13 protein-coding genes are annotated in these 14425 nt (G+C 71.2%); 5 read left to right on the top strand and 8 right to left on the bottom strand.

From position 1 onward, the window contains the following. The first annotated feature begins 228 nt into the window (after positions 1–228). The 3 genes from BJY17_RS00200 to BJY17_RS00190 are packed head-to-tail and all read left to right on the top strand — an operon-like array spanning position 229 to position 2511. Positions 229–1233 carry a hypothetical protein gene (locus BJY17_RS00200; protein WP_179549591.1) on the top strand — a complete coding sequence of 335 codons (1005 nt, stop codon included), beginning with the start codon at positions 229–231 and terminating at the stop codon, positions 1231–1233. A gap of 17 nt (positions 1234–1250) precedes the next feature. Beyond that, a complete protein-coding gene (locus tag BJY17_RS00195; RefSeq protein WP_179549590.1) occupies positions 1251–2057 on the top strand; it encodes an alpha/beta fold hydrolase in 807 nt (268 codons plus the stop codon). Next, positions 2050–2511, top strand: coding sequence for a GbsR/MarR family transcriptional regulator (locus BJY17_RS00190; RefSeq protein WP_179549589.1), 462 nt, complete (start codon positions 2050–2052; stop codon positions 2509–2511). The genes BJY17_RS00195 and BJY17_RS00190 overlap by 8 nt, the downstream gene beginning before the upstream one ends. Before the next feature lie 34 nt (positions 2512–2545). Here BJY17_RS00190 and BJY17_RS00185 read toward each other — a convergent pair whose 3' ends face one another. From BJY17_RS00185 to BJY17_RS00165, 5 genes are all read right to left on the bottom strand, one after another. After that, positions 2546–3844 (bottom strand): hypothetical protein, encoded by a 1299-nt coding sequence (locus BJY17_RS00185; protein WP_179549588.1) that lies wholly within the window; start codon positions 3842–3844, stop codon positions 2546–2548. Between the two features lie 120 nt (positions 3845–3964). Beyond that, complete coding sequence (locus BJY17_RS00180; RefSeq protein WP_179552634.1) at positions 3965–4810, bottom strand: glycosyltransferase family 2 protein; 846 nt, start codon at positions 4808–4810, stop codon at positions 3965–3967. Positions 4811–4916: 106 nt separating this feature from the next. Next, positions 4917–5729: a CDP-alcohol phosphatidyltransferase family protein gene (locus BJY17_RS00175; protein WP_179549587.1), complete on the bottom strand. Its 813-nt coding sequence runs from the start codon at positions 5727–5729 to the stop codon at positions 4917–4919. Positions 5730–5734: 5 nt separating this feature from the next. Further along, a complete protein-coding gene (locus BJY17_RS00170; RefSeq protein WP_246303624.1) occupies positions 5735–6766 on the bottom strand; it encodes a glycosyltransferase family 2 protein in 1032 nt (343 codons plus the stop codon). A gap of 147 nt (positions 6767–6913) precedes the next feature. Beyond that, positions 6914–8719, bottom strand: a complete 1806-nt coding sequence (locus tag BJY17_RS00165) for a S1C family serine protease (RefSeq protein WP_179549585.1) — start codon at positions 8717–8719, stop codon at positions 6914–6916. Between the two features lie 203 nt (positions 8720–8922). Here BJY17_RS00165 and BJY17_RS00160 point away from each other — a divergent pair, with 203 nt between their 5' ends. Then, positions 8923–10185 (top strand): aminotransferase class I/II-fold pyridoxal phosphate-dependent enzyme, encoded by a 1263-nt coding sequence (locus BJY17_RS00160; protein WP_322789704.1) that lies wholly within the window; start codon positions 8923–8925, stop codon positions 10183–10185. On the opposite strand, the gene BJY17_RS00155 is transcribed toward BJY17_RS00160, so the two are convergent. Next, positions 10172–11005, bottom strand: a complete 834-nt coding sequence (locus tag BJY17_RS00155; protein WP_179549584.1) for a carbon-nitrogen hydrolase family protein — start codon at positions 11003–11005, stop codon at positions 10172–10174. The genes BJY17_RS00160 and BJY17_RS00155 overlap by 14 nt on opposite strands. A gap of 110 nt (positions 11006–11115) precedes the next feature. After that, entirely contained in the window at positions 11116–11523 is a 408-nt protein-coding gene (locus BJY17_RS00150) for a DUF7144 family membrane protein (protein ID WP_179549583.1), read from the bottom strand. A gap of 227 nt (positions 11524–11750) precedes the next feature. Between BJY17_RS00150 and BJY17_RS00145 the strand changes: the two genes are divergently transcribed. Then, positions 11751–14009 (top strand): LuxR C-terminal-related transcriptional regulator, encoded by a 2259-nt coding sequence (locus tag BJY17_RS00145; protein WP_322789703.1) that lies wholly within the window; start codon positions 11751–11753, stop codon positions 14007–14009. A gap of 9 nt (positions 14010–14018) precedes the next feature. Here BJY17_RS00145 and BJY17_RS00140 read toward each other — a convergent pair whose 3' ends face one another. Continuing rightward, a complete protein-coding gene (locus BJY17_RS00140; RefSeq protein ID WP_179549582.1) occupies positions 14019–14360 on the bottom strand; it encodes a carboxymuconolactone decarboxylase family protein in 342 nt (113 codons plus the stop codon). Between the last annotated feature and the right edge of the window lie 65 nt (positions 14361–14425).

Here is a 14425-nt window from a genome sequence, read left to right as displayed (position 1 = left end):
TTGTCCCCCCGGGTCGATGCCACCCCAGCGCGCGTCGGGTCGTCGCACGCTCGATGCCTGTTCTACTCCGCTACCGACTTCGCCGACAAGAGAAACCCTCACTTTGGGGGGCAAAAACGACCTCGCCGTCGGGCCCGGGACTCGATCGACGACCGCGCCGAGAGCTCCACTGCCGCGCACGGATGCCGCGCACGGCCGCCTCCCGTCTCCGCCGCTTACAATCACCTCATGCCAGACCGTGTGCACACCATCACCTCGATGGGCTCGGGGGCGCCGCGAGAGGGCGACCCCGGATCCGACCGCGCCGGGAGCACCGCGTACTCGGGCTTCGCCGCCGACGAGGGTCGCGCCCACGGCATGGAGCGCGGCATCGACCGCGTGCTGGCGATCCAGCGACCGATCGTGGTCGCCCATCTGCGCAGCATCCGTCGTCGTTCACCCGGTGCGAGCCCCGAGCAGATCGTGCGCATCCTCGAGCGCCGCTACCTCGCCGCCGTCACGACCGGAGGCGCCGCCGTCGGCGCGACGGCCGTGATCCCGGGCATCGGCACCGGAGTCACGCTCGCACTGTCGGGCGTCGAGACGGCGGGCTTCCTCGAGGCGACCGCGCTGTTCGCTCAATCGGTCGCCGAGGTGCACGGCATCGCCGTGGACAACCCCGACCGTGCGCGTGCCCTCGTGATGACGCTCATGCTCGGCAACGAAGGCGTCGACCTGGTGCGACAGTTCGCCGGGCAGGCCTCGGGCTCCGGTGCCGCACGGAACGTCTACTGGGGCGAACTCATCACGAACACCATGCCGAAGGCGGTCATGGGGCCCGTCGTCGACAAGCTCCGCAACGTCTTCATCAAGCAGTTCGCCGTGCGCGGCGGCGCCGGCATCATCGGCAAGGCGATCCCGTTCGGCATCGGTGCCGCGATCGGCGGCATCGGCAACAGCGTGCTCGGCCGGCGGGTGCTGAAGCAGTCGCGATCGGCGTTCGGTCAGGCTCCCCAAGTGCTGCCGCTCGACCTCGAGCCGCGCGAGGGCGACTCCATGCTGACCTCGGCCGCGTCGCGACTGTCGCGCGCGGGCACCGTCGTCGGCGGGGCCGTGCTCTCCGCGGGCCGCGGCATCCAGTCGGCGGGGCAGGCCGCGGGGCGGGCCGCACGAGGCGCGATCACTCGACGCCCCGACGACGGGGCGGCCCCGGAGACCGCCGACGACGCGAAGGAGTCGTCCGGCACCCAGTAGTTCGTTATATTCAGAATATGCTGAATCTAGATCGAACTCTCGAGCGGCCGGGGGCGACGCTCCGCTTCGCGCTGCTCGACGGCGACCGACGAACGGTCGTGCTCGTCCACGGCGCCGGAATGGACCACTCCATGTTCACGGCGCAGGCACTCGCCCTGCATCGAGCCGGTCACCAGGTCGTCGCCTACGATCAGCGCGGCCACGGCGGTTCCCGCCTCGACCCCGGCATCCGCTTCACCGGGGCGGCCGCACTCGACGATCTCGCGGCGCTCCTCGACCACCTCGGCCTCGATCGTCCCGCCCTCGTTGGCCATTCCCTCGGCGGCAACGTCGCGCAAGCGCTGGTGCGCCGCGATCCGAGCCGCGCCGGCGCCCTCGTCGTGGCCGACTCGACCTGGAACACCGGCCCGCTCTCGCGCGGCGAGCGCACCGCGCTCCGCCTCGCCGCTCCCGCACTCTCACTCATCCCCGCCTCGCGACTGCCCGGCATGCTCGCTCGTGCGTCGGCGGCCACACCCGACGCCGTCGCGACCACCGAGGCGATGTTCGCGCGCATGCCGAAGCGGTCGTTCCTCGACGTCTGGCGCGCGACCGTGGCGTTCGTCGACCCCGACCCCGACTACCGGGTGCCCGTTCCCCTCGGCCTCGTCCGCGGCGAGCTCGATCGCACGGGCAACATCGCGACGGCGATGCCGGAATGGGCGCAGGTCGAGGGCATCGACGAGCACCTCATCGCCGGCGCCGGCCATGTCGTGACCCTCGATGCGCCAGAAGCCACGACGACCGCGCTGCTCGACCTGCTCGCCTCGGTGCCCCGTGCCTGAGCTCGACGAGCAGGCCGAGTTCATCGAGTCGATCGGCGATGCCCTCGCATCGTGGCAGCTCTCCCGCGCGACGGGGCGGGTGTACGGGTTCCTCCTGCTCAGGACCGAGCCGGAGACCCTCGACTCGATCGCAGCGGAGCTGAGCCTCAGCAGCGGCGGGGTCAGCACCGCGGTCCGGGAACTCGTGTCGTGGGGCCTCGCGCGAACGATCCCGCAACCCGGGAGCCGGCGCCTCCGCGTGGAGGCCATCGGTGGATTCGAGCAGTTGCTCGCCGCGAGCCACGAACGCACGCGGACCTTCATCCGCACGCTGCGCTCGGGAGCGACGCTCACCGAGGGCGAACGCGCGCGTGAACGTCTTCGCGCCGTCGTCGGCCTCTTCGAGGGTTACGTCGACGCGGGCGACCGGATGCTGCGACGGCATCGCGACGACGAGGGCGATCCACGGCTCTGACCCTTCGGGCGGCGGCCGACGACCGGCCGAGCAGCTAGGCCTCGAGCTCCTCGTCGTCCTGCTCGCCGGCGCGCACGTCGCGCTCGTCGATGTCTCCGTCTGCGGCGTGCAGGGCGGCGAACCGCTCCCACTCCGCCATGAGGTGGTCGACGGCCGCGTGGAACCGAGCCGTGGTGACCCCGGGAGTCGGGTCGCCGAAGTAGCGCTCGACCCAGAAGCCGAGCCGCTCGAGCGCCGCCGCGTCGTGCGCGACGTCGTCGACGCGGGCGACCATCGACGCGGAATCGGTCACCTCGAGCCATTCGCACGCCTGCAGGTAACCGGACGTGTCGATCTGCGCATCGGGATTGAACGGGCGGGTGATCAGGAGCGGCTTGCCGGCCGCCAGACGGTCGTAGACCATCGCGGAGATGTCGACGACCGCGACATCGGCCGCAGCGAGCTGCCAGCCGAGCTTCGGGCCGTCGTCGTAGATGTGCTGCGCGGTCGGGTCCGCGGCATTCGCCGCCTCGATCGCGGCGATGATTGCGCGGTTCGCGGCTCCGTACTCGTGATCGACGACGCCCGATCTCGGGTGCGGCCGATAGATGACCCGGTGACGGCCGGTGGCGAGCAGGCCCTGCACGAGCGGGACACCGTGCGTCGCGATGGAGCCATATGCGGCGGCGCCGCGGTCGCCCTCCCAGGTGGGCGCGTAGAGCACGACCTCGCGGTCGTCGGGCGTGTACGGCAGCGCCGCGCCGTCGAGGTAGTGATCGGCCTGCGGGCGGCCGATGGGGATGGCGCGCTTGTCGAAGTCGTAGTCCCAGAGCACCTTCTCGAGCCGCGCCCTGGCCGCGTCGCCCGCGATCAGCGAGTAGTCGTAGGCCTTGAACTGGTTCGTGGTCATGTACATCTTGTCGGACTCGCCGTGGTTGATGAACACGTGCCAGCGGCGGCCGTACCGCATCATCTGGAAGTTCTTGGCGTTCTGGTTGACGTAGAAGACGACGTGCAGGTCCTGCTCGGCGATCACCCGCTCGAGGTCGGCGACGCGGCGCACGTAGGCGACGGGCACCGGCGACTCGTCGAGCAGGGTGAGCGCGGCGCCGGACGCACGACTCAGGATCAGCACCGGGTGACGCTCGGCCAGTTCGGCGAGGGGGGCGTACCACTGGCGCAGCTGGTAGAGGTTGACCTTGCCGTCGGCGAAGTAGACGCCGACCCGGAAGCGATGCGGCGCCAGCGGCTCCTGCTCCGCCAGCTTCACGCCGAGCGAGCGCTGCGCACGTCTGGACCACATGATGTCCTTGGCCAACTTGACGGCGCGTCGCGCGTCTTTCCTCAATCCCACCGTCCAAGGGTAGCGAGGTCGGGCTGAGCGGATGCCTCGGAGCCGGTGCGTCGACGGCACCGAGAGCCGATCGTTACCGGTTCGCGGTATCCGCTGCCGGGTCGCCCGCTTCGCTGCAGATCACACCACGGGCGGTCGCCCGGCGAGGGTCATGCGCCAGATCGTACGCCAGCGCATCGGCCGCCGCTCCCCCGGGTGCTCGCGCCACCCTGCGCGCCATCCGCCGAACCACGCCTTCAGCGCCGCCGGCTGCCGCGCCCAGCGCAGCACCTGGATCGCGGTCCATGAGCCGACGTAGAACGGCACGAGCACCGCGGGGAGGTTGCGGCGTGCGAGCCAGACCCGGTTCCTGGCGTTCAGCCGGAAGTAGTACGAGTGCCGGGCAGGGTCGATGACCGGATGCCCCGCCTCGAGGTCGCCGGCGTACCACGCGACGTGCCCGGTGTCCCAGACCCGCCAGGCCAGCTCGATGCCCTCGTGCGCGTAGAAGAACGGGTCGGCCCAGCCGCCGGTCGCATCGAACACGGCGCGCGGCATGAGCACGGCGCCCTCCCAGCACGAGAAGACGTTGCTCGAATGCGACGGGTCGCCCTTGCGGATGCGCGGGATCCAGCGGCGCGGTGAGACCCGGCCCGTCGGATCGACGACGCGGGGCTGGATCAGGCCGATCTCGGGGCGCTCGGCGAGCATGCGGCATCCATCGGCAAGGAAGGTCTCACTCGGCAGGAAGGCGTCGTCGTCGAGGAAGAAGAGCGCGTCACCGGTCACGAGCGGCACTCCGCGGTTGCGTCCGGCCGGAATGCCGAGGTTCTCGGGCAGGTGCAGGGTCGTCACGCCGGCCGGCAACGCCGGCTCGGCGGTCGCCGGATCCCAGCCGTTGCCGACGCACACGACGTCGGCGACGACGCCCCGCTGATCGAGGATGCTGCGGATGCCTCGGGCCAGATCGTCGGGCCGCTTGCCCATGGTGAGCACGACGACGCCGACACGCGCACTGCTGGTCGAGCCCGTCGAGACCAGCTCCTCCGAGTCCTGCTCGTCGCCGGTTTCGACGGGCTCGACCGGCAGCGCGTCAGGACCGGACACGGCGGGAGGACATGATCGCGACGAAGTGGCCGATCACGGAGAGCACGGCGAGCGGCAGCAGCACCGCGAGCACCACGCGGTCGGTGATCGGCTGCCCGAGGAACAGTCCGACGACCGCCGCCGCGAACGCGATGAGCGTGAGCTCGACGGAGTGGTAGAGACGGTGGAACGGCAGGAAGCGCGCGGCTTTGCGGAGCGTGGCCACGAGTCCGCCGCGAGGAGCCGTCTCGCCGTGGGTGTCGGCGAGCTTCGCGAGTCCGGCGTTCGCGCGGGCGACGTGAACCATGTCGTTGAGCGCCTTGTTGAGCACGATCACGAGCGCGAGCAGCGCGGCGATCGTGGTCCAGAGGAAGTCGGCCGGGAACTCGAGCGGGTAGGCGGCCGCACGGATGCCGAGCGCGAGCGGGATGAGCGCCTCGGTCGTGTAGTGCCCGACCTTGTCGAGGAACACGCCCGCGGGCGACGACGTGCGACGCCAGCGTGCAACCTCGCCGTCGCAGCAGTCGACGAGCATCTGCAACTGGCCGAGCACGACCGCGAGCAGCGCGCCCCAGATGCCGGGGATCAGGAGCGCTGCGGCGGTCGACCAGCCCACGAGGATCATGAGCCCGGTCACGCCGTTGGCCGAGATCGAGGTCTTCAGCAGCATCCACGTGAGGTACGGGGAGAGCTTGCGCAGGTACAGCGATGCCGTCCAGTGCTCGGCGTTGCGGCGGCCGCGCACTTCGGGCGGCTGGGTCACCTCTCGGAGCTGGGCGATGCTGGTGGGTCTCGTGGTGACCGGACCGGTCTGCGACATCCGTGTCACCTTCCCGTGTGCCTGGCGATGTTGCTCGTCAGCGACAGGTACCCGAGCACGAAGCCCACTCCCCACGAGACGTGTATGCACGGCAACACTACGAGAAACCATGCCGCCGTGCGTGCGCCGCGCCCGCTCGCGTACACGAGCGTCGCCGCGAGCACGAAGAGCACGTACACGACCGGCACGATGAAGCCGAGGAGCAGCCAGGGCGCCGCGCCGAGCGCGGCCTGCACGAGGCCGGCGATGCCGACGATCAGGCCGAGTGCGACGCCCAGCACCATCGCGGGCGGCACGAAGTAGCGGATGCCGTTCGCCGACGGGAATCGACGTGCGAGTTCGCCGCGCCAGAGCCCGGTGGAGAACATCTGCCGGGCGAGGCGGTCGAAGGTCGACCGCGGCCGGTAGGTCACCGCGAGCCGCGGGGTGAACCACACGATGCCCCCGGTCTCGCGCAGGCGCCGGTTCAGCTCCCAGTCCTGGCCGCGCTTGATGGTCTCGTCGAACAGGCCGACGCGCAGGAGCGCGTCGCGGCGGAACACCCCGAGGTAGACGGTGTCGGCAGGCCCGGCCTCGCCTCCGACGTGGAATGCGGATCCGCCGAGGCCGACCTTCGTCGTGTAGGCGAGGGCGACGGCCTGCTCGAACGGGGTCTCGCCACGGGCGTCCATGATGCCGCCGACGTTGTCGGCTCCGGTGCGCTCGAGCTCGTCGACGGCGACGCGCGCGTAGTCGGGCGGCAGCATCGAGTGCGAGTCGACGCGAACGACGACGGGATACCGCGCCGCGCGGATGCCGATGTTGAGCCCGGCGGGCGTCGAGCCCACCTCGTTCTCGAGCACGCGCACGCGGTCGTCGCGGGCCGCGAGGTCGGCCACCAGCTCGTTCGTTCCGTCGATCGACGGGCCGAGCGCGATGAGCACCTCGACGGGCCCCGTGTAGTCCTGCGCGAGGATCGACTCGACGGCAGCGCGGACGTGCGTCGCATCGTTCAGCACCGGCATGACGTAGGAGACGCCGAGGAGCGATGCGGGCATCGCTTCAGGGTGGTTCTCGGGCATGTTCCTCACTCGTCGCTCGGGTCGATCGAGCCTAGCAGCAGCGCCTTCGCGCAACCGCTGGGCGCACGAAGGCGGGTCCGGGTCCGTTCGGACCCGGACCCGCCGGTCGGTCTTCGTCGTCGATCAGCCCTCGAAGGTGCCGAGCGTCACGGTGACCGTCTGCGACTCGCCGTCGCGGGTGAAGGTCAGCTCGGCCTTCGCACCGCCGGGCAGCGCCCGCACCTGCGCGGTGAGGTCGGTCTGATCGGTGATCGGCACTCCGTTGAACTCGGTGACGACATCGCCGGACTCGAGGCCCGCCTCTGCGGCGGCGCCCCCTGCGGGGACCTCGGAGATCAGCGCACCGACGGTGTCGCTCGACCCCTCGGCCTCTGCCGAGGTCACCGTGGCCCCGAGCAGGCCGTGCGTGGCCGAACCGGTCTCGATGATCTCGTCGGCGATGCGCTTGGCGAGGTTCGACGGCACGGCGAAGCCGACGCCGATGTTGCCCGCCGTCTCGCCCTCCGCGGATCCGCCCGTGGAGAGGATCGCGACGTTCACGCCGATGAGCTTGCCGTCGGAGTCGACGAGCGCGCCACCGGAGTTGCCCGGGTTGATCGCGGCATCCGTCTGGATGACCGGGAGCGACACCTGGCCGGACGAAGCGCTCGGCTGCTGCTGCGATTCGCCGCCCTCGGGGTCGGGCAGGTCGAAGAAGAAGTCGAACGGGCTGCCCTCGTCGCCGGGGGCGGGCTCCTCGCCCTCGTCGCCGCTGTCGCCCTGCGAGTCGTCGGGCGTGGTCGGCGCAGCCGAGGAGGCCACGTCGATCGAGCGGTTGAGCGCGCTCACGATGCCGTTGGTGACGGTGCCGGAGAGGCCGAGCGGCGCACCGATCGCGATCGCCGTGTCGCCGACGTTGAGCTTGTCGGAGTCGGCGAAGTCGAGCGGCGTGAGGCCCGACGCGTCGACCAGCTTGATGACCGCGAGGTCCGAGAGCGGGTCGGTGCCGACGAGCTCGGCCGAGTAGAGGTGACCGTCGTTCGTCTTGACCTGGATGGCCGGGTCGCCGGTCGCGCCGTCGAGCGTCACGACGTGGGTGTTCGTGAGCACGTAGCCGTCCTCGGAGAGGATGATGCCCGAACCGGTGCCGCCGGACTGGCCGCCCGAGACCGAGATCGTGACCACGCTCGGGCTCGCCTTCGCGGCCACGGCGGTGATCTGGTTCACCGAGTCGGTGTCGTTGACGACGATGTTCTGCGCGGAGTTCGCGGATTCGCTCGACGGCGTGCCGTTGTCGTTCGAGAGCAGGGCGCTGATGCCCGCACCCGACGCGCCGCCGATGAGCGCGGCGGCGACGATCGCAGCAGCGACGCCGAGTCCGACGCGGCGCTGCTTGGGCGCTGCGGGTGCTGCGCCCTCGGCCGGGAGGCCGGTGAGCGGCACGGTCGGCTGCGTCTGGTGCTGCGGCGCTGCGGGTCCGCCGAATGCGGGCGGCACCTGGCCGGGCTGCGCGGGCGCAGCGGCCACGGGCTGGGCCGGCTGCTTCGTGTACTGGGGGGCGCTGTACGGCTGGGGCTCCTGCCCGGGCTCGTAGACCGTGCCGGTCGCGGCGGGCGCGACCGGTGCGGCAGGTGCTGCGGGGGCCGCTGGTGCGGCAGGTGCTGCGGGGGCCGCCGGTGCGGCGACCGGTGCGGCAGGGGCAGCCGGTGCGGCGACCGGGGCGGCAGGTGCCGCCGGGGTCTCGGGCGCGGCGGGCGCCGCGACATCCGTCGGCTCGACCTCGGGGGTCGGGGTCTCGCTCGGCGTCGCGGTCTCGCTCTGCGCCGCGGTCTCGTTCACTGCGGCGGAAGTCTCAGGGGTGACGGGCGCAGCGCTCTCGGCGGCCGCGGGCGTCTTCGTGACGTCGTCCTCGCGGGGCTCCCCCGCGGCTCCGTTCGTGGTGTCGGTCATGGTGTGCTCCTTCCAAGCGATGCCAGCATCCCGAAGCAAGCTGTGTGCCCGATCGGCGGAGTCTATGACTCTGCTATCCCCACGCCGGGATTTCTCCGAATGCGGTCGGGGAGCTCCGCTGCCTGCGCCAGCGTACCGGCCGCACCCTCGCGTTCGGTGAGAACGGGAGTGATCAGCGAGTCCCGCTCGCGTACGGTGAGAGCGTGAGCGACTTCTCCCCCGCATCGGGCCTCGCGCCCTGGCAGCGCACTGCGGCCGGCGCCGGCCTCCTCGCCGCCGACGGCTCGATCGCCCCGACGATCTTCGCCGAGATGAGCGCACTGGCGTCGAGCACCGGCGCCATCAACCTCGGGCAGGGCTTCCCCGACGAAGACGGTCCCGCCGAAGTGCTCGAGGCCGCACGGCAGGCGATCGCCGACGGCGTGAACCAGTACCCGCCCGGGCTCGGCATGCCGGTGCTGCGCGAGGCGATCGCCGCCCATCAGCTCCGGTGGTACGGCATCGAGCTCGACGCGGCATCCGAGGTGCTCGTGACGGCGGGCGCGACGGAGGCCCTCGCGGCCACCCTGCTCGCCTTCGTCGACACCGGTGACGAGGTCGTGACGTTCGAGCCGTACTACGACGCCTACGCCGCGATCATCGCCCGCGCCGGCGGGGTGCACCGCACGGTGCCGCTGCACTGGTCGCGCGATTCCGGCGCCGGCAACGGCAACGGCTCCGGCTCCGGCTCCGGCTGGCGGCCCGACCACGACGAGGTGCGCGCGGCCGTGACCGACCGCACCCGCGTGATCCTCGTGAACTCGCCGCACAACCCCACGGGTGCGGTGCTCGACGCCGAGACGCTCGCACTCGTCGTCGAGCTCGCCGAACGCCACGACGCGCTGATCGTGACCGACGAGGTCTACGAGCACCTCGTGTTCGGTGCCCCGCACACGCCCATCGCGACCCTCCCCGGCGCTCGAGCGCGCACCATCTCGATCTCGTCGGGCGGCAAGACCTTCTCGACCACGGGCTGGAAGATCGGCTGGCTCACCGCGCCCGCACCGCTCGTGACCGCCGTGCTCGCGGTGAAGCAGTACCTGACCTACGTCAACGGCGCGCCCTTCCAGCCGGCGATCGCGACCGGGCTCGGCCTGCCCGACGCCTTCTTCACGGATGCTGCGACAGCACTCGCGGCCAAGCGCGACGTGCTCGCCGCCGGCCTCGAGGCCGCGGGCTTCGCGCTCTCGCTGCCGGAGGCGGGGTACTTCGTCATCGCGGATGCCGCGCCGCTCGGGTTCGCCGACGGCGCGGAACTGTGCCGCGCCCTGCCCGGTCTCGCGGGCGTCGTCGGAGTGCCCGTCACGGCATTCGTGCACCCCGATCGGCAGGGCGACTACGCGAGCCTCGTGCGCTTCGCGTTCTGCAAGCGGCGCGAGGTGCTCGAGGAGGCCTCGGCCCGGCTCGCCCGGCTCAGCGCGGGGTGACGGTGAAGCGGCGCAGCGCGAGTGCGGGGTTCACCTCGCGCACGGCATCGATGCGCTGCTTCGAGATCCAGGCGACCGCGACATCCGTCGTCTCGCCGATCGTGGCGAGCTCGACGCCCATCGGATCGACGATCATGCTGTTGCCCGCACCGATCGGCGGCGCGTGGTCGGCCGCGGCGACGTAGATCGTGTTCTCGAGCGCCCGAGCCGTCGTGAGCACTCGCCAGTGCGCCTCCTTCAGCGGGCCGCGCACCCACTCGGCGGGCATGCACACGACGTCGGCGCCGGCGTCGACGATGCGCCGGGTGACCTCGGGGAACCGCGCGTCGTAGCAGGTCTGCAGGCCGAAGCGGAGCCTTCCGGCCTCGAAGGTCTCGGGCTCCTCGATCGCCCCGGAGGCGACCCACGCCGACTCCTGCTGCCCGAAGGCGTCGTAGAGGTGCAGCTTGCGATAGGTGGCGACGATGCCCGCGCCGGGCCCGACCGCGACGACGGTGTTCGCGACGCGCCGGTCGTCTGCGGCGTCGCCCTCGCGATCGAGCCGTTCGATCATGCCGGCCACGACATGAACGCCGAGACGGTCGGCGACCGCGGCGAGATGGGCCGTGAACGCGCCGTCGAGGGACTCGGCCGCGGTGAGCCATCCCTCACCGGGTTCGGGGGTGAAGTGGCTCGAGTACTCGGGGAAGACCACGAGCCCCGCGCCACGCGATGCGGCGAGCGCGGCGAGCCGTTCGATCTCGGCACGATTGCGTGCCGCGTCGTCGCTCGGCGCGAACTGCGCGACGGCGATGCCGAAGCCCTCGGTGTCCCTCTGCATGCCCTCAGCCTATGGCGCTCGGTGGTGTGACGACCCGCCTCGCACGACGTAGCCGCAGGCACTGGACCCCCCGGTCCCAGTGCCTGCGGCAGTCTCGAGTTCGGTGGCGGCTAGCCGTTCGCCTGTGCGAGCTCCCGGCCGTGGGCGGTGATCGCGTAGATCACGAGGATGTCGATGCCGATGACGATGATCGACCACCAGGGCTGCGCCGGAATGAGGAGCAGCTGACCGAGTGCGCTCAGGGAGACGACGATGATCGCGACGACCCTCGCCCAGGTCGCACCCGAGAGGAGCGCGACACCCGTGAGCACGAGCAGCAGCCCGATGATGAGGTTCCACCATCCCCAGCCCGTGATGTCGAAGAGGAAGAGCCCCTCTTCGGTGGCCGCGTAGTAGGTGTTGGAGCCGAGCAGTGCGATGAACGCCTGAAGGGCGCTGAACGCACCGTTCAGGATGAGGATGATGGCCGCGAAGCCGATCCATCCGATCCACCCGGTCTGCTGTGGAACAGTGCTCATGATCGTTTGCCCTCCTGCTCGGCACCGTCGACGAGTGCGTCGGCCGGCGATTCGGTTGAACACTCGTCAGCGTGGCGCTGATCGGCCCGCAGGGCATCATTCAGATCGCATGATTGACGGTTTCCGCGGTTCCGCGGCCGTTCGCGGTTCGCGACGCATCCAGCCGTATCCCGACACACCCTGATCGGGGCGTTGTTGCCGGCACTCCCGCTCAATATGCTTCGACCGTGCGCGGTGATGCCCTGTCGGCGGAGACGCCGGAAGTCGAGCTCGAACGACAGCTGCTCGACGCCAAGCTGTCAGCCCCGGAGCCTCCGGCCCGGGGCTACGTCAGCCGCGCCGCGCAGATCGAGGCGGCCCGCTCGAGCGGGCGCCGGTTCGTCGGGGTCACCGCCCCCGCCGGATACGGGAAGTCGAGCCTGCTCGCCGAGTGGGCGCGCCGCGACAGCCGCCCGGTGGCGTGGGTGTCGCTCGATCGGTACGACGACGACCCGGCAGCGCTGCTGACGCTCCTCGCCGAAGCCTTCGCCCGTATCGAGCCCGGCGCCGCCCGGCTGCCGCAACGGGTGACGGGCCACGCCGCCGCAGTGCTCGGTCGCGGGGCTCCGCTGCTCGCCGCCGCGCTGCGTCACGCGCCGCACCCGTTCGTGCTGATGCTCGACGATCTGCAGGAACTGCGCGATCCCGCCTGTCACGACGTGTTGAGCGTGGTCTTCGCGGGGATCCCCACCGGTTCCCAACTCGTCGCGGCCAGCCGCGGCGAGCAGCAGCACCTGCCGCGTGCTCGCGCGGACGGCGATGCCTTCGCCATCACGGCGCACGACCTGGCGCTCGACGAGGCCGGCGCCCGTGCGATCTTCGCCGGCACGCAGGTGCCGCTCTCACCCGAGGACGCGGTCGAACTCGTCGAACGCACCGAGGGGTGGCCGGTCGGCGTCGTGCTCGCGGCGGCGATCGCGGAGGAGATCGGCGAGGCACCCAAGACGGTCTCGGGAGACGACCGCTACGTCGCCGACTACCTCTACCGCGAGTCGCTCGTCACCCTTCCCGAGCACCTGCAGCGGTTCCTGCGTCGCACGGCGGTGCTCGACACCATTTCGGCGCCCCTCTGCGACGCGGTCCTCGAGACCCACGACGCGCAGTCGATGCTGCAGGAACTCGACGCGTCCAACGTCTTCATCGTGCCGCTCGACCGCAGCCGGGGCTGGTACCGCTATCACGCGCTCTACCGCGAGTTCCTGCTCGGCGAACTCCGGCGGCTCGAGCCCGAGGCGCTCCCCGAGCTCCAGAGTCGCGCGGCGAGCTGGTTCGAGCTGCATGGGTCGCCCGCGATGGCGATCGAGCTCCTGCTCGGCCAGCCCGACGAACGCGCACGTACCGTTCGCCTGATCGCCGCGACGGCGCTGCCGAGCTACCAGGCCGGACAGTTCGCGACCGTGCAGCGATGGATGACGGCGATCGGCGATCCGGCGATCGAGGGCTACCCGCCCCTGGCCGTGCTCGCCGGGTGGGTCATGGCGCTCTCAGGGCAGGCCACGGAGGCGGCGCGATGGGCCTCCGTGCTCGAACGCGTCTCCTACGAGGGCCGGCCCGACGACGGATCCGCCTCGTTCGAGTCCGCTCGCGCGATGCTCCGCTCGGTGATGTGCCCTGCCGGACCCGCACAGGCGCTGACGGACGCCGAGTACGCGTGCGCGGCCGAACCGAGCTGGAGTCCCTGGCGCGATCAGGCACTCCTGCTGCTGGGCGAAGCGCGCCTGCTCATCGGCGACAACGCGGGTGCTGTTGCGGCACTCGGCGAGAGCGCCGCCATCGCATCGACGACGGGCAACGCCGAGGGCCTGATCCTCTCGACGGCCGAGCTCGCCCTGCTGTCGATGGATGACGGGCGGTGGGACGATGCCACCGCGCACCTCACGGTGGCACTCGGCGCGATCGACGAACTGCACATGGACGACTACGCGACCGCGGTGCTCGCGTTCACGCAGGCAGCACGACTCGCACTCCACCGGGGCGATCTCGTCGCCGTGCGCCGAGAGCTCACCCGCGCGATGCGAGCCCGCCCTGCCTGCACCGATGCGGTTCCGTACCTCGCGGTGCGGACGCGCCTGCAGCTCGCCAAGGTCCACTGGGCGATCGCCGATCACTCGACCGCGCATCATCTGCTGCGGGAGATCGACGACATCCTGCTGATCCGCCCCGATCTCGGCACCCTCGTCGACCAGGTCGACGACTTCCGCCGCTTCGTCGCCGCGAACGAGCAGCAGGGCGAGCAGGGCGGCCCGCCCCTCACGCCGGCGGAGCTCCGTCTGCTGCCCTACCTGCAGACCCACCTCTCGGTTCGCGAGATCGGAGACCGGCTCTTCGTGTCGCGCAACACCGTGAGCTCGGAACTCGGATCGATCTATCGCAAGCTCGGCGTCTCCGCCCGGAGCGAGGCCGTCGAGCGTGCCACGCAGCTCGGCCTGCTCGGCTCCGGGCTCTGAGCCGACCGTTCACCGGGACGGCTGGTCGCCGAAGACGTCGACATCGATGTCGTGGCCGAGGGCGAGGGCGATCTTCGGCGCAGCGGCGACGACGCGCGGGAGCCCGACGACGGGGATGACCCCGACCAGCACGTCCACGATCTGCGCCGCGGTGCTGCCGGCGCTGATGGCCGCATCGACCTGCGCACCGAACGACGGCTCCGCCCCGCCGATCGAGACGAGCGCGGCGATCCGCGCGAGGGCCAACGACTTCGGGTCCAGCCGACCGGGACCCTCGACGACCTCATCGAGATCCTCGGCGAGACGGTCGTCGTTGATCGCGAGCCGTCGAAGCCGATCGGTGTAGTCCATGACGTCATCCCCTCCGCGCGCCGAGACCTGCATCCGTGTGACAGGCAACCCCGTCAGCGCTCCGG

Source organism: Agromyces hippuratus (assembly GCF_013410355.1).
GTDB lineage: Bacteria > Actinomycetota > Actinomycetes > Actinomycetales > Microbacteriaceae > Agromyces > Agromyces hippuratus.
The sequence above is the reverse complement of the archived record's forward strand: the minus strand, read 5'-3'. Positions and strand labels throughout refer to the sequence as shown.